At 64.7% G+C, this 18,985-nt stretch carries 18 protein-coding genes and 1 pseudogene; 7 read left to right on the top strand and 12 right to left on the bottom strand.

Annotated features, from left to right (window positions below):
• Positions 1-63: 63 nt before the first annotated feature.
• On the bottom strand, positions 64-1,944 hold the full coding sequence (gene dxs / locus ACIGGF_RS22715) for a 1-deoxy-D-xylulose-5-phosphate synthase (protein WP_397523413.1): 1,881 nt from the start codon (positions 1,942-1,944) through the stop codon (positions 64-66).
• Between the two features lie 177 nt (positions 1,945-2,121).
• Here dxs and glsA point away from each other — a divergent pair, with 177 nt between their 5' ends.
• A complete protein-coding gene (glsA, locus tag ACIGGF_RS22710) occupies positions 2,122-3,948 on the top strand; it encodes a glutaminase A (protein WP_397523412.1) in 1,827 nt (608 codons plus the stop codon).
• 38 nt (positions 3,949-3,986) lie between these two features.
• On the opposite strand, the gene ACIGGF_RS22705 is transcribed toward glsA, so the two are convergent.
• On the bottom strand, positions 3,987-4,745 hold the full coding sequence (locus ACIGGF_RS22705) for an anti-sigma factor domain-containing protein (protein WP_397523411.1): 759 nt from the start codon (positions 4,743-4,745) through the stop codon (positions 3,987-3,989).
• The gene (locus ACIGGF_RS22700) at positions 4,742-5,485 is read right to left on the bottom strand and encodes a sigma-70 family RNA polymerase sigma factor (RefSeq protein WP_397523410.1); all 744 of its coding nucleotides are present in this window, start codon (positions 5,483-5,485) and stop codon (positions 4,742-4,744) included. The genes ACIGGF_RS22705 and ACIGGF_RS22700 overlap by 4 nt, the downstream gene beginning before the upstream one ends.
• A gap of 180 nt (positions 5,486-5,665) precedes the next feature.
• On the opposite strand from ACIGGF_RS22700, the pseudogene ACIGGF_RS22695 reads away from it, so the two are divergent.
• Together ACIGGF_RS22695 and ACIGGF_RS22690 are read left to right on the top strand one after the other, a co-directional pair.
• Positions 5,666-6,595: pseudogene (locus ACIGGF_RS22695) on the top strand (ATP-binding cassette domain-containing protein); the annotation flags it as partial.
• A 254-nt stretch (positions 6,596-6,849) separates the two neighbouring features.
• Positions 6,850-7,689 (top strand): ABC transporter permease, encoded by an 840-nt coding sequence (locus ACIGGF_RS22690; RefSeq protein WP_397523409.1) that lies wholly within the window; start codon positions 6,850-6,852, stop codon positions 7,687-7,689.
• Between the two features lie 22 nt (positions 7,690-7,711).
• On the opposite strand, the gene ACIGGF_RS22685 is transcribed toward ACIGGF_RS22690, so the two are convergent.
• From ACIGGF_RS22685 to ACIGGF_RS22670, 4 genes are all read right to left on the bottom strand, one after another.
• A complete protein-coding gene (locus tag ACIGGF_RS22685) occupies positions 7,712-8,233 on the bottom strand; it encodes a CGNR zinc finger domain-containing protein (protein ID WP_397523408.1) in 522 nt (173 codons plus the stop codon).
• Positions 8,234-8,420: 187 nt separating this feature from the next.
• Positions 8,421-9,410 carry an ABC transporter substrate-binding protein gene (locus tag ACIGGF_RS22680; protein ID WP_397523407.1) on the bottom strand — a complete coding sequence of 330 codons (990 nt, stop codon included), beginning with the start codon at positions 9,408-9,410 and terminating at the stop codon, positions 8,421-8,423.
• Positions 9,411-9,454: 44 nt separating this feature from the next.
• Positions 9,455-10,726, bottom strand: coding sequence for a class I SAM-dependent RNA methyltransferase (locus ACIGGF_RS22675; RefSeq protein WP_397523406.1), 1,272 nt, complete (start codon positions 10,724-10,726; stop codon positions 9,455-9,457).
• Positions 10,723-12,720, bottom strand: coding sequence for an APC family permease (locus tag ACIGGF_RS22670; RefSeq protein WP_397523405.1), 1,998 nt, complete (start codon positions 12,718-12,720; stop codon positions 10,723-10,725). The genes ACIGGF_RS22675 and ACIGGF_RS22670 overlap by 4 nt, the downstream gene beginning before the upstream one ends.
• A 177-nt stretch (positions 12,721-12,897) precedes the next feature.
• Between ACIGGF_RS22670 and ACIGGF_RS22665 the strand changes: the two genes are divergently transcribed.
• Positions 12,898-13,563 carry a potassium channel family protein gene (locus ACIGGF_RS22665; protein ID WP_397523404.1) on the top strand — a complete coding sequence of 222 codons (666 nt, stop codon included), beginning with the start codon at positions 12,898-12,900 and terminating at the stop codon, positions 13,561-13,563.
• A 49-nt stretch (positions 13,564-13,612) separates the two neighbouring features.
• Entirely contained in the window at positions 13,613-14,272 is a 660-nt protein-coding gene (locus tag ACIGGF_RS22660; RefSeq protein ID WP_397523403.1) for a potassium channel family protein, read from the top strand.
• Here the strand turns inward: ACIGGF_RS22660 and ACIGGF_RS22655 are convergent.
• Together ACIGGF_RS22655 and ACIGGF_RS22650 are read right to left on the bottom strand one after the other, a co-directional pair.
• Positions 14,246-14,908 carry a DUF3159 domain-containing protein gene (locus tag ACIGGF_RS22655; protein WP_397523443.1) on the bottom strand — a complete coding sequence of 221 codons (663 nt, stop codon included), beginning with the start codon at positions 14,906-14,908 and terminating at the stop codon, positions 14,246-14,248. The genes ACIGGF_RS22660 and ACIGGF_RS22655 overlap by 27 nt on opposite strands.
• A gap of 154 nt (positions 14,909-15,062) precedes the next feature.
• Positions 15,063-15,440, bottom strand: a complete 378-nt coding sequence (locus ACIGGF_RS22650) for an OB-fold nucleic acid binding domain-containing protein (RefSeq protein ID WP_397523402.1) — start codon at positions 15,438-15,440, stop codon at positions 15,063-15,065.
• A 122-nt stretch (positions 15,441-15,562) separates the two neighbouring features.
• Between ACIGGF_RS22650 and ACIGGF_RS22645 the strand changes: the two genes are divergently transcribed.
• Positions 15,563-16,285 (top strand): alpha/beta fold hydrolase, encoded by a 723-nt coding sequence (locus ACIGGF_RS22645; RefSeq protein ID WP_397523401.1) that lies wholly within the window; start codon positions 15,563-15,565, stop codon positions 16,283-16,285.
• Here ACIGGF_RS22645 and ACIGGF_RS22640 read toward each other — a convergent pair.
• Positions 16,267-17,160, bottom strand: coding sequence for a DUF3710 domain-containing protein (locus ACIGGF_RS22640; protein WP_397523442.1), 894 nt, complete (start codon positions 17,158-17,160; stop codon positions 16,267-16,269). The genes ACIGGF_RS22645 and ACIGGF_RS22640 overlap by 19 nt on opposite strands.
• A gap of 64 nt (positions 17,161-17,224) precedes the next feature.
• A complete protein-coding gene (gene dut / locus ACIGGF_RS22635) occupies positions 17,225-17,668 on the bottom strand; it encodes a dUTP diphosphatase (RefSeq protein WP_397523441.1) in 444 nt (147 codons plus the stop codon).
• Positions 17,669-17,909: 241 nt separating this feature from the next.
• Here dut and ACIGGF_RS22630 point away from each other — a divergent pair, with 241 nt between their 5' ends.
• Positions 17,910-18,362 carry a DUF3093 domain-containing protein gene (locus ACIGGF_RS22630; protein ID WP_397523440.1) on the top strand — a complete coding sequence of 151 codons (453 nt, stop codon included), beginning with the start codon at positions 17,910-17,912 and terminating at the stop codon, positions 18,360-18,362.
• A gap of 73 nt (positions 18,363-18,435) precedes the next feature.
• Here the strand turns inward: ACIGGF_RS22630 and ACIGGF_RS22625 are convergent, their stop codons facing one another.
• The gene (locus tag ACIGGF_RS22625; protein WP_027496891.1) at positions 18,436-18,738 is read right to left on the bottom strand and encodes a DUF4193 domain-containing protein; all 303 of its coding nucleotides are present in this window, start codon (positions 18,736-18,738) and stop codon (positions 18,436-18,438) included.
• Positions 18,739-18,985 lie beyond the last annotated feature (247 nt).

The following is an 18,985-nucleotide window of genomic DNA, read 5'->3' as shown; positions in this document are numbered from 1 at the left end:
GTTGGGGACGGAAAATCGACGAAAACCGTCCCCAAGTTCGAGTTCGCGGGATCGAGACCGGCGTCAGAGGCTCTTGACCCAGTGCGAGACCCGCTGCACGACGTCCTCGCAGGTGAGCCCGAGTTCGTGGTGCAACTGCTCGCGCGATGCGTGGTCCAGAAAACGTTGCGGCACACCGAGATCCCTACACGGAGTGTCGACCCCCGCGGCACGCAGGGCCGCCGACAGAGCAGAACCGATTCCGCCGTGCAGACCGCTGTCCTCGACGGTGACAACCATTCGATAGTCCTCGGCCAACTTCAGCAACGACTGCGGAACGGGAAGCACCCAACGCGGATCGACGACGGCCACCGAGATGCCGTCCTGCTCGAGCTTCTTCGCCGCGTCGAGCGCGAGTGAACCGAACACACCGACTGCGACGATCAAGACGTCACCCGTCGCGTCGGAGGGCTCGGTCAACACGTCGACGATGCCGTCGAGCCTGCGTACTGCAGACACGGTCTCGGTGACGGCCCCCTTCGGGAAGCGCAGGGCCGTGGGCCCGTCATTCGTCGAAATCGCCTCGGCCAGCTCCTCCCGGAGCGTCTCGGCGTCCCGCGGTGCGGCGACCTTCATGCCGGGGACGATCCCGAGCAGAGACATGTCCCACATGCCGTTGTGGCTGGCCCCGTCGGCCCCGGTGACACCCGCGCGGTCGAGAACCACGGTGACCGGCAATCCGAGCAATGCCACATCCATCAACAACTGATCGAACGCTCGGTTGAGGAAGGTCGAGTAGATGGCGACCACCGGGTGCATCCCACCGAGCGCGAGACCGGCAGCCGATGTCATCGCATGCTGCTCGGCGATACCCACATCGAACAGGCGATCCGGGAACCGAACTCCGAATGCCGCGAGCCCGGTCGGCGCGGCCATGGCGGCGGTGATGGCAACGACGTCGTCGTTCTGCTCGCCCTGCTCGATCAGCGCCGCCGAGAACACGGACGTCCAGTCCGGTGCCGACTTCGATCGAGCGAGCCCGGTTGCCGGGTCGATGACTCCGGTGGCGTGCATCTGATCGGCGACGTCGTTCTCGGCGTGGACATAGCCCATGCCCTTGCGCGTCACCGCGTGCACGATGACGGGCCCGCCGTACGCCTTGGCTCGGCGCAGTGCCGATTCCATCGCATGTTGGTCGTGACCGTCGACCGGCCCGAGGTACTTGATGCCGAGATCGGTGAACATCACCTGAGGACTGATGGCATCTTTCACGCCGGCCTTCATGCCGTGGAGCATCCTGTAGGCGGTGGTCCCGACGACGGGGATCTTGCGCACGATGCGGCGCCCGTTGTCCAGCATCTTCTCGTACTCGGGCTGCAGGCGCAGGGCGGCCAGATGATCGGCCAGGCCCCCGATGGTCGGGGCGTACGAACGGCCGTTGTCGTTGACGACGATGACCAAGGATCGGTCGCGTCCGCCTGCGATGTTGTTCAGCGCTTCCCAGCACATGCCGCCGGTGAGCGCACCGTCGCCGACCACTGCGACGACGTGCCGATCGGTCTCGCCCTTGAGTGCGAAGGCCTTGGCCAAGCCGTCGGCGTAGGACAACGAGGCCGACGCGTGAGAGGACTCCACCCAGTCGTGTTCGCTCTCGGTCCTGGACGGATATCCCGAAAGCCCGCCCTGTTTACGCAGCGTGTCGAACAAGCCGGTGCGACCGGTCAGCATCTTGTGCACGTAGGCCTGGTGGCCGGTGTCGAAGATGACGGGATCGCGTGGCGAATCGAATATCCGGTGGATTGCCAAGGTCAACTCCACCACGCCCAGGTTGGGGCCGAGGTGACCGCCGGTAGCCGACACCTTCTCCACGAGGAACCCGCGGATCTCGCGAGCCAGCTCCGCCAGCTCCGTGCTACCGAGGTCGCGCAAGTCCTCGGGCGTCTGAATTCGCGCTAGGACACCCAACGAGATCGCTCCCTCCGGCCGAAAAAACACTGGACAATTCAGTCTACGGAGTTGTCGTGCCCGCGCTGCTCCGCCCAGCGTGGTGTCGGTGACACTACCGTCGAAGGCCGAGTTGCCCTGGATCAGCCGCCCCTAACCTCCAGGGTGACGAATCGGACACCACATACAGTGTCGCCCATGAGCAACGTCGTCGATGCCATCCTGTGCCGAGTTCACCAGTTGTGCCTAGACGACACGAGCGGAGAAGTGGCGAACTACATCCCCGAACTGGCCGCCGTCGTGCCCGACGGCTTCGGAATTGCTCTGACGACCACCGACGGCTACCTCTACGAAGTCGGCGACACCCGACTCCCGTTCACCATTCAATCGATCTCGAAACCGTTCACGTACGCGCTGGCTCTGGCCGATCGCGGACTCGATACCGTCGCGAGCAAGATCGACGTCGAGCCGTCCGGCGAGCCGTTCAACGAGATCAGCCTCGACCCCGTCACCGAGCGACCGCGCAATCCCATGATCAACGCTGGTGCCATCACGTCGGCCTCTCTCATTGCCGGACGCACTCCCGAGGATCGTTTCGAGCGAATTCGAGCCTCCTATTCTCGCTACGCCGGGAGGTCACTGACCTTCAACGATGCCGTCTACCGTTCGGAGGCGCGCAGTGGCAATCGCAACCGTGCGATCGGATACATGCTTCGGTCGTTCGACATCATCGAAGACGATCCGGACGCGGCCGTCGATTTGTACTTTCGGCAGTGCTCGATAGACGTCACCGCGGCGGATCTCGCGATGATGGCGGCAACCATGGCCAACAACGGTGTCAATCCGCGGACGCGCGAACGCGCTCTGGCACCTGCTCTCGTCGAGCGAGTGCTATCGGTGATGACCACGTGCGGAATGTACGACGGCGCGGGCGATTGGGTCGCGCAGGTGGGAATGCCGGCCAAGAGTGGCGTCGGCGGCGGAATCCTGGCGGTACTGCCAGGGCAGATGGGCATTGCCGTCTACTCCCCGCGGCTCGATTCCCATGGAAACAGCGTGCGCGGGGTCGCCGCCTGCCAGGAGCTGTCGAAACGCCTCGAACTGCACTTCCTCCACGTCACCCGCGCGGCGAAGTCCTCGATTCGGCGGCGATACGTCCTCACCGAGGCACCGTCGCGCAAAAGGCGCTCCGAGATCGAACAGGCCACCCTGGCCGCGGTAGGAGACCGCGCGCGCGTGTACGAACTGCACGGCGACCTGCTGTTCTCCGGTGCCGAGACCGCGGTGCGCGAGATCGGGAATCTGGATCGAGAACTGGATGCCCTCGTCATCGACGTGCGCGGCGTCGACGAGGTCAGTGACATCGCCCGGACCATGTTCGAAGACTTACGTCAGGATCTAGCCGAACATGGCTGTGTGGTGTGTCTGGTCGATCCCAGAGCGATCTTGGGACACACTGCGTCGAGTCTGGACCCCACAGATCCGGCGGGACGGGTCTATTCGAGTCTGGGGTCGGCCATTCAGTGGGCCGAGAACCTCTTGCTCGATCGCCACTGCGCGGGTCTTCGGCAGCCCACCGAGATCACACCGGCCGAGCATCCGTTGCTCGCAGGGCTGTCGACCGCCCAGATGGACGCAGTCAGTCCCTATCTGGAGAAGCGCCATTACGCGCGTGGCGACACGATCGTTCATCGCGGCGACGCGGCCGCAGGCCTGTTTCTGATGCTTCGCGGGGAGGTGACGTCGACGACGGTGTCGGCCGACGGCGGTACGCATCGAATCACGACGCTGTCGCCCGGTATGAGCTTCGGCGAGATGCCCCTGTTGATGGCGGTGCCGTTTCTCCTCGACATGGTGGCAGACACCCCGGTCGACCTCATGGTGGTGTCGGTACGGCACTTCGAGGCTCTCACCCGGGATGCACCCGAGGTCAAGCTGGCTCTGCTGGAGAATTTGGCCACCGGCGCATACGGCCAGATGGCGGCAGTGATCAAAACGCTCGGGCGGTTCGATATCGGTATCTGACACCGACAATCGAACCGCCCGTCGCGAACGTGAATTTGTCAGGCACCCAACGTCAACATGGTGAGCACCTCGGTGGGCTGCGGCGACCCGCCTGCGGGCTCGAGAGAGAACGCGAAGTTCGTCGATGCGCCGAGGCCACTGACCACCGTGCCCGATTCCGACGTGAGCTGATCCTCGGTCACGACGCCGGCCGATCGGGGGGACCCATCGACGAACCACATCTGATAGACCCGTCCGGACGGCGGCTGCGGAACCCCGTCGAGCGAGACCACCACGGCGTCCTGCGACAGTGAGTACGCCACCGTTGCCGAACCACCACCGGGGAATTCGGCCGAGGTCTCCCGTGCGTCAGGCGCAGCAACGATCTGGTCGGCCTGCGAGGGCTGCGCATCGTTGCCCATCGTCTGGGTGACGACCACCACGCCACCGACCGCGACGACCACTGCGGCAGCAGCAGACACCATCGAGTACCGCCAGGTCTTCGATCGTTCGCGCCGATGCCGGTGCAGCGGAGTGACGTTCGGCGGAAGCGCGCGGACCGAGGGCTCCTGGTCGCTGACGGCGATCCGCTCGAGCACCGTCCGGCGCAGTCGATCGGGGGCAGGGGTGGCGTCGATGGCCGCAGCCAACGCCAGCGTCTCGTGGATCTCGGCGACGAGGACGTCGAACTGAGCTCGCGCGGTGTCGTCGACGCGAAGCCGTTCGGCCTCGATGTCGCGTCGTTCCGCCTCGGTGGTCGCGTGAAGGGCGTAGATCTCCGCGTCCTCGATCAGTCGTTGTCGTGACGATTCGCTCATTGCGGGATCACCCCCAGACATGTCTTCAATTTGATCAATCCGTCTCGTATGCGCGATTTGATGGTAGGAACGGCGACCCCGAGCCGTTCCGCAACTTCGCGGTAGGTGTATCCGCTGTAGTAAGCCATTCGTACCGACTCGCTCTGCGTATCGGTCAGAGTTTCGAGACAGGCCACCACGGCTTCCGATTCGAGCCTCTGGGTCACCGTTTCGAGCACTTCGTCGTGTTCCGGAGTGTGACTCACTGCCCCGTATGCAGCCTCACGGTCGGTACCCGACTGCTCGCTACGTACCCGATCGACGGCCCGACGGTGTGCCAGCGTCATGATCCACGCGAGTGGACTCCCCTGGTTCGGGTCGTAATTCGGTGCTGCGCGCCAGATCTGGAGGAACACCTCCTGGGCGGTCTCCTCGCTGTATCCCGGGTCGCGAAGCACACGAAGCACCATGCCGTACACACGAGCGGACGTGGCGTCGTACAACTCCGCGAACGCCGCTCGATCACCTTGCGCAACCGACGCCATCAGCCGCCGAAGTCGCTCCGCCTCTTCGGCGCGCAGATTCTTCAGCTGTGGACTGGGGACGGCGCAGACCGAGCCGTCTTCCGCGTAACCCTCGGCACTGTCGGGTGCCCGTTGACGCCCCGAGTCCGATGGTCCGGACAGCGGCGCGCTCATCGAGAGGTCGTCCCAACAGACGGGTTCATGATCGAGTTCATCGAACACGACACTAGTGGTCATAGTGCTCTCATATCGAAACCTCCGCGTTTTCCCGCCGCAGTACATATTCGGAACAAACCGGCCGGAGGATGGTTCTCGTTCCAAAAATGGTTCGCGCCGACCTCGGCCGCGATTCATCCTTGGTGAGTAATCGGACAATCGCGGACAATCGGGCGATCCGCCCAGGAGGAGTCGAGAGACATGACGGCCATCGAGACACATGGTCTGGTCAAGCGATTCGGGGCGAATGTCGCAGTCGACGGCGTCGATCTGTCCATACCGCCGGGAGGGGTCTACGGCGTTCTGGGGCCGAACGGAGCAGGCAAGACCACGACCATCCGGATGCTCGCCACCCTGCTCCCGATCGATGGGGGTAGCGCGCGGGTACTGGGACACGACGTGGCGAGCGAACCCGAGGCGGTTCGTCGGAAGGTTGCGCTGACCGGCCAATTCGCCTCTCTGGACGAGGATTTGACCGGAACGGAGAACCTCGTCCTGCTCGCACGACTACTGGGATATTCACGGCCTGGTGCCCGGTCGCGGGCCGAGCAGTTGCTGACCGCCTTCGACATCGCCGACGCGGGGCCGAGGCAGGTCAAGACCTACTCCGGCGGGATGCGCAGACGCATCGATATCGCAGCCAGCATCATCGTCACTCCGGAGCTGATCTTCCTCGACGAACCCACCACCGGGCTCGATCCGCGTAGCCGAAACCACGTGTGGGAGATCGTCCGTGCGTTGGTCGCGGGCGGAACGACGGTCCTGCTGACGACGCAATATCTCGACGAGGCCGATCAGCTGGCCGGGCGTGTCGCGGTGATCGACCATGGCAAGGTCATCGCAGAAGGTACGACAGGTGAGCTGAAAGCATCGGTGGGATCGAACTCACTACACCTTCGTGTTCTCGACGCTGCTCACCGAACCTCTGCCGCACGGATTCTGCGAGATCTACTCGGCGACACCGTCACCGAGGATCCGGACCCGTCGACCGTCACGGCACGTCTGACCAACCCGGCACAGGCCGCTCCCGTACTACCTGCTCTCGACACGGCGGGAATCTCGATCGCGTCCTTCACGCTCGGCCAGCCGAGCCTGGACGAGGTGTTCCTCGCGCTCACGGGTCGTGAGGCGGGAGTGGAGCCTGCCGAAACGACCCGAAACGCGGGAGTGGAGCCTGCGGGAACGACCCAGAAGGCGGGAGTGGAGCCTGCCGAAACGACCCGAAACGCGGGAGTGGAGCCTGCGGGAACGACCCAGAAGGCGGGAGTGGAGCCTGCGGGAACGACCCAGAAGGCGGGAGTGGAGCCTGCGGGAACGACCCGAAAAGTGGGAGTGGAGCCTGCGGGAACGAGCCGATTGTCTTCATCCGACCGAGGAGCTGTGTGATGACTGCCGAGATCCAACAGTCGGCACCGCAGGCGTCGACCATCATCGGCGTCCTGGGGACTGCCGGGCCTCGTCCTGCGCGACCGTCGTCGCTGTCCACCTCGTTGAGCTTCGGATGGCGGGCGTTGCTCAAGATCAAGCACGTTCCCGAGCAGTTGTTCGACGTGACGGCGTTTCCGATCATGTTCACGCTGCTGTTCACCTACCTGTTCGGTGGCGCGCTCGCCGGGTCGACCGACGCCTACATTCAGTTTCTGCTTCCCGGGATCCTCGTGCAGACGGTGGTGATGATCACGATGTACACGGGTGTGACGATGAACAAGGACATCGAGAAAGGCGTATTCGATCGTTTCCGTTCGCTGCCCATCTGGCGTCCGTCCCCGCTGGTGGGTGCGCTTCTGGGAGATGTGGTCCGATACTCGCTCGCCTCGGTGATCGTGCTCGTTCTCGGCTTGATTCTGGGGTTCCGACCGCAAGGCGGACTCGTCGGCGTGGTCGTGTCGATCGCCCTGCTGCTGGTGTTCTCGTTCTGCCTGTCCTGGATCTGGACGATGATCGCGATGATCGTGCGCACCGAGGCCGCCGTGATGGGGGTATCGATGTTCATCCTGTTCCCGCTGACATTCGCGAGCAACATCTTTGTCGATCCCGACACGATGCCGGGTTGGCTGCGCGCCTTCGTCGACGTCAATCCGGTCAGCTTCTTGGTGACGTCCTTGCGTGGCTTGATGCAGGGCGATGTCGACACTGGTCAATTGGGAGTGACGCTCGCGCTCTCTGCCGTTCTGCTGGCGGTGTTCGGGCCGATCACGATGCGCCTGTACAACCGAAAGTCCTAGCACTGCAATCGCGTGCAGCGGATCAGGACGCTGCTCGGGCCCGGTGCCGACGCACCGCGTCGCGATTGGAACACACCGTGCCGCAATACCTCTGGGTACCTGTTCGAGACGTGTCCGCGAAAGCGAGTGAGCAATCGGCCGCAGCGCAGCGAGCGAGACGGGACATGCCTCGGCCCGTCAGATGCAACGCCGTACCCACGCTCACCAACGCCCGAATGACACCACCGAGGGCAATGTTCGGGTCGCGATAATGCATGTGCCAACCGTCTCCCGCGTGGTTCGTCAACCTCGGGTACGCCGCCGCCTGTGCCAGCAGGAGGTTCAGTGCCTCGGCCCGGTCGTGCTCGGTGACGGCGTCCACCACCTGCGCCCAGCAACGCAAGAACTCGAGTGTGTCGACCAGGTCGGCTTCGGTTGCCGTCCAGTCGGGCACGAGGCCGGCATCGATGCAGCGCTCGCCGAGCTCGACCGCTGTGGTGGGCGGATTGTTGAGCAGGTCGATGCCGAGTTTCACGGCATATTCGCCGTAAGGGTTGATATGCACAAGACCATTACATCACAGTGGACGCATGCTCACAGAACACGCCACTCACACCTGACCCATTCCACCCACCACACGAGCGAGGGCCTCGTCGGCTACCAAGGCTGTCGATGCGGGGCCCAACGCATCGTGTCGGCTCCCGCCGAGCGGTTCGCCCCTGTTGCCGAAGTTGCTCGCCACACCTGATCGATCACTGCAGCGTGCGAGCCACCTGGGGCACCACGGTGTCGAGGGCGTATCCGATCGACAGCGCCGAGTTGGTGGAGTAGGACTTTGCTACCACCGGGTCGTCGAACACGATGGAACGTCCGTCCGCCACCGCCGGAATTCGTTGGAAGAGAGGACTGCCGGTTACCTCGGAGGGAGACTTCTCGATCGGAAACACCACGAGCAGATCGGCGTCGAGAAGATCGAGTTCCTCCTCCGACACCGGTACCGAGAACCCCGTCGACACCAGGGCGTCGATGGTCGGGCTGGTCACGAACCCGAGCTTCTTCATGAACTCGAGTCGACTGTTGGACGAGATGTATGCCCCGAACCCACGGCCGCTGTAGGCACCGACGACGACGGTCCTGCCGGCGAACTCGGGATGCTCGGCTGCAGCTGTCCGAAATCGATGGGAGATACCGGAGAGCAGAGCGTCGCCGTCCGTCTGCCGGCCGAGTGCGGTCGACACCATGGACACCTGCTGCTCGAGCGAGGTCAGGTAATCGTCCGATCCCGCCGGCACGCCGACGGTAGGTGCGATGGCCGACAGCGTCGCATATCGGTCGGGGTCACCCGAACTCTTGGTATCGAGAATCAGATCCGGTGCCAGCGCGGCCACTTGCTCGTACGACGGCTCCTGGGTCCCGATGATCTCCGGCGGCGCATCGTAGAGCCCCGCCGCCCACGGCCCGACCCCGTCACCGCCGAACGCCAGCCAGTCACTGGCACCGACCGGCGAGACGCCCAGAGCCAGTGCAGTTTCGGCGTCGCCCCACCCGAGGGCCACGACGCGCTGCGGCGCGCTGTCGATCGTCACCGCGCCGAACTTCGTCTCGACGGTGGCGGGAAACGCCCCGGATACATCCGATTCGATGGAGGGATCGGGCGTCTCGGCACCCGAACTGCACGACACGCCGGCAGCAAGCGACAACGCGAGGACGAGACCGGCAACGATCGAGCTACGAAATTTCACACGAGAGACGGTACGACACCGACCGTTCCATTGGTAAGCCAACCCTATTTTCTGACGAAACGACCGATGCACTCCACGTGGCTGGTCAGAGGAAACGCGTCGAAGGCGCGAATGTCGGTGAGCTCGTATCCAGCTGCTCGATACAGGCTCACATCCCGCGCGAACGATGCAGGATCGCAGCCGACATGCACCACCGAACGAGGACCTCGGGCGGCGAGGGCCTCGATCACGTCGCGGCCGGCACCCGCGCGAGGTGGATCGAGCACCGCTACCGCCACCGGCTCGACCAGCGCGTCCATCGAACGCTCCACGCGTCCGGGCACGAACGAGACCTGAGTCAGATCTGCCAGCGCCGCACGGCCGTCGTCGGCCGCTCGGCGAGAGAACTCGACGCTGGTCACGTGACCTCGCGGTCCTACGTCGGCGGCGAGAGACGCTGCGAACACCCCGACACCGCCGTAGAGATCCCACGCGCCGTCACCCGGGAGAGCGTCCGACCACTCCCGCACCACGTCGGTGTAGACCTGGGCAGCACCACGATGGGCTTGCCAGAATCCGGTGGCGTCGAGAGTCCAGGACCGGCCCGAAACGTACTCCGTGACCCGGCCCGACCCGATGACTGCCTTCTCCGGCCGCGCCCGAGACGACGCTGCCCGACGCGCCGACGCGCCGCGGCGCCCCGGGGATCTGCGCCCGGTGGTCGACAGCTGAGCCGGGGCGATCTCGACCACGTGCCGCTCACCGGCTCCGTCGAGAACGACCTGCAGCTCGGCACCCGGACGCCAGTGCTGGTCCGACAGTCCGACGAAGGCCGCGGAATGCATTTGCGGACAGGACAATTCGCTAACGATGGAGCTACTGCGATAGCGATGGTAACCGGGCCGCCCACCGGAATCGACGGCCAACCGAACGCGGGTCCGCCACCCGATGCCGTCGCCGGTTCCCGGCAGCTCCTCGACCCGCACCTCACGCTCGACTCCGGCGACGCGTCGCAGTTGCTCGGTGACCACGGAGGACTTCAGCCGTCGGCCCGCATCGGCACTGGCGTGGGAGTAGTCGCAACACCCGGATCCACCCGGCCCGGCAATGGGACAGCGCGTATCGACTCGATCCACCGACGCCTCGAGAATCTCCACGGCATCGGCTCGACAGAACGATCCACCTCGGTCCTCGGTGACTCGCGCCACCACGCGCTCTCCGGGCAGCCCGTGGCGAACGAACATCACTCTGCCTTCGTGACGAGCCACGCAGAATCCGCCGTGCCCTGGCGCACCGAGTTCGACCTCGAGCAGAAGACCGAACCAGCTCTCGGTCATTTTCCCGCCGGGGGCTCGTAGCCGCGACGCGACGCACCCGGTGCATTGCCGAGCACCTCACGCTTGGCCTTCTCGGACGAACGCAACTGCCAGGGGACGCTGGTGACCATCACTCCCGGCTGGAACAGCAGTCGAGACTTCAGTCGCAAGGCGCTCTGGTTGTGCAGGACCTGCTCCCACCAGTGACCGACGACGTATTCGGGGATGAAGACAGTGACGACATCACGCGGAGAATCGCGTCGAACACGCTTGACGTAATCCAGCACCGGCTTCGTAACCTCGCGATAGGGCGACTCGACGACCTTGAGCGGTACCGACACGTCACTGGCCTCCCACTCGCGCACCAGCGCACGCGTATCGGCCTCGTCGACGTTGACGGTGACCGCCTCGAGGGTGTCGGGCCGAGTGGCCCGCGCGTATGCCAGCGCGCGCAGTGTCGGCATGTGCAGCTTCGATACCAACACGATCGAGTGCGTACGACTGGGCAGAACTCCGTCCCACTCCTCGTTCTCGAGCTCGCGCGCCACGGTGTCGTAATGCTTCCTGATCATGCGCATCAGCACGAAGATCGCCACCATGGCGACGATCGCGATCCAGGCACCTGCCGCGAACTTGGTGATCAAGACGATCACGAGCACTGTGCCGGTCATACCGAGCCCGACGCCGTTGACCACCCGCGAGCGCTGCATGCGTCGCCGTTGCTCGGGATCGGTCTCGGAAGCCAGCAACCGCGTCCAGTGCCGAACCATGCCGGTCTGGCTGAGGGTGAACGAGACGAACACACCGACGATGTAGAGCTGAATCAGCTTGGTGACCTCGGCACCGAACACGACGACGAATGCGATCGCTGCCCCGGACAGAAAGAGAATGCCGTTGCTGAACGCCAGACGATCGCCTCGGGTGTGCAACTGCCGGGGCAGATAGCGGTCCTGTGCCAGCACCGAACCGAGAACCGGAAATCCGTTGAACGCAGTATTGGCCGCGAGCACGAGGATCAACGCAGTCACTGCTGTGATGAAGAAGAACCCGATGGGAAATCCGGAGAAGACGGCCTCCGCCAACTGAGCGATGAGCGTCTTCTGCCGGTACCCCTCCGGCGCACCGATCAACTGCTGCTCGGGATCCATCGCGTACTTGATGCCGATCTTCTGCGCGAGCACGATGATGCCCATCAACAGCGTGATCCCGATCGCCCCGAGCAACAGCAACGTCGTGGCGGCGTTGCGAGACTTCGGCTTCTCGAAGGCGGGCACACCGTTGCTGATGGCCTCGACGCCCGTCAGTGCCGCGCATCCGGAGGAGAAGGCTCGCGCAACCAGAAAGGCGAACGCGATGCCGTACAGGTGCGAATCCTCGGCCTTCAGGTCGAAGTTCGCCGATTCTGCGTGGATGTCGTCGCCGAGAACGTAGACCCGGAACAAGCCCCAGCCCAACATCAGGACCATGCCGCCCATGAAGGCGTACGTGGGGACAGCGAACGCGGTTCCCGATTCCCGGATGCCCCGCAGGTTCACCGAGGTGACGAACACGATGGCCACCACCGCGAACAGCACCTTGTGCTGAGCCACGAACGGGACTGCAGAGCCGATGTTCGACGCTGCCGCCGAGATGGACACCGCGACCGTCAACACGTAGTCCACCAGCAGCGCGCTGCCGACCGTGAGCCCGGCTGCGGGACCGAGGTTGGTGGTGGCAACCTCGTAGTCGCCACCACCCGATGGATAGGCATGCACGTTCTGCCGGTAGCTGGCGACGACCACGGCCATCACCACGCAGACTGCGAGACCGACCCACGGCGTGAACGCAATCGCCGAGATACCTGCCACCGACAGCACCAGGAAGATCTCCTCGGGAGCGTAGGCAACCGAAGACATCGCGTCCGAGGCGAACACCGGCAGCGCGATTCGCTTGGGCAGCAACGTGTGACCGAGCTTGTCGCTCCGGAACGGCTTACCGAGCACTAGCCGCTTGGCGGCAGTCGAGACCTTGGACACGCAGAGAAGCGTAGGCCGTCCTCTCACGGACGTCTCGACCACGCGCCCGAAACTGCGTCGGAGCCCACCCTCGGTCGATCCGGCGACCGAACGCCCCGATACGTTGGTGCACGCCTGCCGGTCGTGGCAGTGTCGGTCGACAGGGGTCGACCATCGAGATCGGGACGGAGCTGGCCGTTGTACGTAGTTGTGATGGGATGTGGCCGCGTCGGCGCATCGCTGGCCGGGGCGCTCGAACGCATCGGCCACGAGGTAGCGATCATCGACCGCGACGAAACAGCCTTCCTACGTCTCGATCCGGACTTCGCTGGACACCGCGTCGTCGGCATGGGGTTCGACCGAGATGTATTGGTGAGCGCAGGAATCGAGAAGGCCGAAGCCTTCGCGGCCGTCTCCTCCGGCGACAACTCGAACATCATCTCGGCCCGCGTCGCACGCGAAACGTTCGGCGTCGACAAAGTGGTCGCGAGAATCTACGACGCCAAACGCGCCGCCGTGTACGAACGGCTCGGAATTCCCACGGTCGCCACCGTGCCCTGGGCAACCGACAGATTTCTGCACAATCTGCTCCGCGACGACCCCACCACCAAATGGCGCGATCCGTCCGGCAGCGTCGCGGTGGTGCTCCTCGAATTCCACGAGAGCTGGATCGGCAAGAAGCTCTCGGTTCTCGAAGAGGCCACGCGCTCGCGTGCTGCGTTCGTGATCCGATTCGGCGGTGGACTGCTCCCCGACAAGCGCACCGTCATCCAGGCCGGTGACGAGGTCTACGTCGCCGCTGTCTCGGGCACGGTCGCCGAAGCCATAGCGTTGGCGGGCAACCCGCCGCCGTCGGACGACTGATGCGCGCCCCCACGTTCCCCAACTGCCCCACCGACCCGAACGGGAAGCCATGAAAGTCGCCATCGCCGGTGCCGGCGCAGTCGGCAGATCCATTGCACGCGAGCTGATCCGAAGTGACCACGACGTGATGCTCCTCGAACGCAAGCTCGATCACGTCGATCGTGCGGCGATTCCGGAAGCCGAGTGGGTGCTGGCCGACGCATGCGAGTTGAGCCTGCTGGAATCCGCGCACCTCGAGAACTACGACGTGGTGATCGCTGCCACCGGCGACGACAAGACGAACCTGGTGCTCAGCCTGTTGGCGAAAACCGAGTTCGGGGTGAACAGAGTCGTCGCCCGAGTCAACGATCCACGCAACGAATGGTTGTTCGATGCCTCGTGGGGCGTCGATGTCGCGGTCTCGACCCCCAGAATGCTCGCGTCGTTGGTCGAGGAGGCCGTATCGGTCGGCGACCTCGTGCACCTGATGACGTTCCGCAAGGGTCAGGCCAACCTGGTCGAGATCACGCTTCCCGAGAACACCCCGCTGGCGGGCAAGCCGGTCCGAAAGCTCCAATTGCCCAGGGATGCAGCGTTGGTGACGATTCTGCGCGGCGGCCGGGTAATCGTGCCACAGCACGACGATCCGCTCGAGGGCGGCGACGAACTGCTCTTCGTCGCGGCCAAAGAGGTAGAGAACGAACTACGTAGGGCGGTCGGCCTCGTCTGACGTCTGCGCGGTCCGGTCGGTGCTCGATGCGATATCGAGTGCACGATCGGCCCTTCGTACCGCCCAGAGCGTGACCAGCAGCGCCACCCCGGTCAGCGGCCAACCCATCGCGATGCGCGCGACGGCCAGCCAACCCGTCTGGTCCGAGTCGTACAGCTGCGACTGGACGATGTAGCGAGCCGCGAACACGGTGGCCCAGGCGATCGTGGCCACGTCGTAGAAACGCACTGCGGATCGGTCGTGACGCCACGCCGTTCCCTTGCCGTTGAGGTAGCCCCAGATGACCCCGACCAGGGGCCAGCGCGCGAGAACCGACAATACGAATGCGCCGCCGTAGACCAGCGAGGTGTAGATGCCGAACAGGAAATAGCCTTTCGCATCCCCGGTGCGGTACGCGATGAAGGCGCAGATGCCGACGCCGAAGAACCCGGAGATAGCGGGCTGAATGGGAGTGCGCTGAACGAGACGCCACACGAGAACCGCGGCGGCGACACCGAGTGCAGACCAGAGGGCGACCGCGAGGCCGAAGTAGCTGTTCGCGGGAACGAAGACGATGACCGGCAACGTCGAATAGACGAGACCGCTCAGGCCGCCGAGCTGTTCGAGGACGGTGGGAGCCGCCTTGTCGACGCTCACCGGCGTCGGCGCGTCAGTAGCCGAAGGCGGCGTCGTGGAGGGCGGCGTCGGCGCGTCGGTCGCAGAGGGCGGCGTCCTGGAGGGCGGCGTCGTGGAGGGCGGCACGGCATCGTCGCTGTTGGTCACGACAACGAGACTGCCATACCGGCGACGATCAACTGTCGTCGCGCAGTTCGTAATAGGGGTTGTAGACGATCTTGCGTCCGTCACGCTCACCGACGCGGCCGCGCACGAGCAGGGTCTTCCCCGGCTCGATTCCGGCGATCTTGCGGCGCCCGATCCAGAGCAGCGTCACCGTGTCGGTGCCGTCGAAGAATTCGGCCTCGATATTGGCATTGGCAGCCTTGGAACACGCCTCGACGCTGCGCAACCGACCCAGCATCGTCACTTCCTCGCCGCGCGAGCAATCGCACGCACGCCGAGCCCCCGAGGCTTCGGAGTTCTCGGCCATCTCCTCGGCATCGAGTTGATCGATGTCCTCGGTCAACTTTCGCGTCAACCTGCGAAAGTATCCTGCGGCAGCGGGTGCCATCGTGTGCTCCAGCGGTGTGGGTCGTTCCCTCGTCAGGGCGGGTACTTCGCCACTGTAGACCCGAAGCGTCACGCTGACCAACCACCGCAACGGTCGCTGTCGAAGCCGTGCACAATCGTCTCGTGCACACCCGATTCGATACCCCGGCCGCGGTCGTTCTACCTGGTACGGGATCGGACGCGCGATTTGCCGCGGACGCGTTCTCGGCAGCATTCGCAGGTGTGGGATTGACCACCCTCGCCGTCGAACCCGACCCGAACGGTGTGGTCGACAGCTACCTCGATGCACTGAACTCGGCAGCGCGCCGACACGGGCGGATCGTCGTCGCCGGGATCTCCCTCGGCGCTGCGGTCGCAGCGCAATGGGCCGCCGACAACGCGTCGAGCACCGCAGCGCTGGCGCTGGCTCTCCCTGCCTGGACGGGCAACCCGGCAGGCACTCCGGCGGCCGTCAGTGCCGAGTTCACAGCACGATCGCTTCGCGAGACGGGTCTCGACGCCGTCACTGCGGCCATGTCGTCGTCGAGCCCGGAATGGCTCGCCCGCACCTTGCGTCGCTCGTGGTCAGCGCAGTGGCCGGCCCTTCCCGACGCGCTGGACGAGGCAGCGCGACATCGAAGCCTCGAACTGCACGAACTTGCCCGGATCGATACTCCTACGGTCGTCGTCGGTGCGGTGGACGACGCGGTTCATCCGATCGAGGTGGCGCAGGACTGGGTGCGGGTACTCCCGAACGGCACTCTGCGCACCGTGACGTTGTCGATGATCGGCCTGGACGCCGGATGCCTGGGCCGTGCGGCAGTCGACGGTCTCGAAGGTCTTGCGACTCAACCACCCAGCTGTTGAATCGCCGATCCCGACGCCCCGCGTCGAGGCGCTCGATCACGCTCGGCGGCCGTCGGCGCATCCTGCTGCTGATCGGACTCCTGCTGTTCCGAATCAGGTTGTTGCGCAACAGGTTCGGGGTCGACAGTTCCGCGCTGCGGCGCTTGCTGCGCCGACACTTGCTGCGCCGACATTTGCTGAGCCGAAGCTTGCTGAGCCGAAGCCTGCTGGGCGGCAGCCTGCTGCTGTGACGCAGCAGCGAGTTGCTCGGCCAACACCTGCGGGAGCACCACCGGCAGCGGAGTTCGAACAGGATGCGGATCGGTGCCGCGGTCGACCACGGTCTGCCGAAGAATCGTGTGGGCGAGCTGGACGAGCGGCTGCCCCTCCCCTACCGCACCCGATGGTCCGGCGAGTACACAGCGAACCATCCATCGATAGCCGTCGATTCCGATGAAGCGTAGATCCGCGTTGGCCGTGACGCCGTGCAGCTCACGTCCCCAGGGACCCGTCTCGAAGGTCGTCTCGGCCTTGTCGTTGCGAAGCGATGTCGCCAGGTCGGCCGCCACCTCACGCCATTGACCGGGCGATTTGGGCGCGGCGTACGCAGCGATGGTGATGCGACCGAACTGGGTGACGATGTGCACGGCCTGCGGGCTTCCCGCCTGGGACATCTCGACCTGGAGCTGACCACCCTCGGGAAGCGGAATCAGCACCGAACCGAGGTCGAGACGCGTTGTGGCGACGGTCTCGCGATCGGCGTCGAGGTCCTCCAGATCGTGGGGTCCTTCGGCGCTGGTGTTTGCCGTCTCGTCGTCTTCGACGTCGTCGACGAATGCCTCCGCACCGGGTGCAGAGTCATTGCCGGCGTCGTTCTTCTTACGCCGTCCGAACATGTTCATCCCTCTTCTTCTCGGTTGCTTCCATGGTGCCTGCCACCGATGAACGCCGTGGCGGTACTCACTGCTTCAGACTCGCATGTCCGCCGGTCGATCCGTGACCACCGGCCCCGCGAACGGTGTCGTCCAGTTCGTCGACCTCGACGAACGTGACCAACTCGACCTTCTGGACGATCAATTGCGCCACGCGGTCTCCCCGCGCCAGGACGATCGGGCTGTGCAGATCGTGGTTGATCAGACACACCTTGATCTCGCCGCGGTATCCGGCATCGATAGTGCCTGGGGTGTTGACGACCGACAGTCCCGATTTCGCCGCCAAGCCGGAGCGCGGATGGATCAATCCGACGGTTCCCAGCGGAAGAGCAACCGCAATACCGGTTCCCACCAGCACGCGTTCACCCGGCGCGAGAGTGACCGGCGCAGTGATCCGCAGATCCACTCCTGCGTCACCCTCGTGCGCACGGGTGGGGATCGGCAACTCCGGGTCGAGTCGTCGCACACGCACCTCGTCCGACCGCGACGCAGGCGAGGTCGTTGTCGGGGGTCGGTCGGTGGACGGTGTCTCGACACTCTCGGTGACTTCGTCGCTCACGTCGAACGAGACTACGCTGGCCCGCTCCACTCTCGTCGTGGCGACTACCCTGGTACTCGTGACTGCAGATCGACAGACCGAACACGCGAACTCAGAGTCAGGCAATTCCACTTCGGCCACCGGGCGCAGCGACTCGGCGCTCTACTCGGAACGGCTGTGGGTGCCGATCTGGTGGTGGGCGGCCGGGGCGGCGTTGGCAGTGTTGCTTGCGGCAGAAATACACATGGGGGCACCGGGCGTCCGGGCATGGCTGCCCTACGTCGTGCTGCTGCCACTGATCGCCTGGGCGCTGTACACGTTCAGCAGGCTGCGAGTCGAGGTGGTGGCGGGCACCGGCTCGACAGACGTCGAACTGCGAGTCGGAAAGGCTCACCTGCCGCTCTCTGTTGCAGCCAAAGCCGCCGTCGTGCCCGGAACAGCAAAAAGTGCGGCGCTGGGCAGGCAGCTCGATCCGCTGGCCTTCGTTCAGCACCGCACCTGGGTGAAGCAGATGGTGATCGTGGTTCTAGACGATCCGGACGACCCGACTCCGTACTGGTTGATCAGCACGAAACACCCCGAACGGTTGCTTGCCGTGCTGACCGCTCACGGCGTCGAGGCGCGCTGACCTCTCCCATTCGACGAACTACAGGAGTCGACGCACAGACCCGAGCCGGTCGATCAGGCCTGTGCGAAAGAAATCATGCAGCGCAGTCGCGACACATCAGCACGCCGTTGGCGTCGCTGGCGAGTCGACTCCGGTGATGGACCAGGAAGCAGCTCGAGCAGGTGAACTCGTCCGCCTGCTTGGGGACCACCCGGACCGAGAGCTCCTCGCCGGACAGGTCTGCACCCGGCAGCTCGAACGACTCCGCGGTGTCGGATTCGTCCACGTCCACCACAGCGGACTGGGCTTCGTTGCGCCGAGCCTTCAATTCTTCGAGAGAATCCTCCGAGACATCATCGGATTCTGTTCTTCTCGGTGCGTCGTAGTCGGTTGCCATTGTTCTCGTACCCCTCATCTTCGTGCGTGTGTGTGGTGGAAGCTGCCGGTGTGATCGGCTTGTGGCCGTCGGCTGTGAAGAGGGCGCTTGCTCACTCCCACCGGTGTTACGTGTCTGGTCGAATCGCTCGTCGTCGCGCGGTGCCCGAAACTACACCGGGTAGTTCCCATTACTCGAGGGTTGAAACCCGTTCGAGACCTCGCTCACCTGATCGATGGTGCACCGGCGTCCGATTTTTGAAGCACCG

It is taken from the genome of Rhodococcus sp. NPDC078407, assembly GCF_044542515.1.
Classification (GTDB): domain Bacteria; phylum Actinomycetota; class Actinomycetes; order Mycobacteriales; family Mycobacteriaceae; genus Rhodococcoides.
The sequence above is the reverse complement of the archived record's forward strand: the minus strand, read 5'-3'. Positions and strand labels throughout refer to the sequence as shown.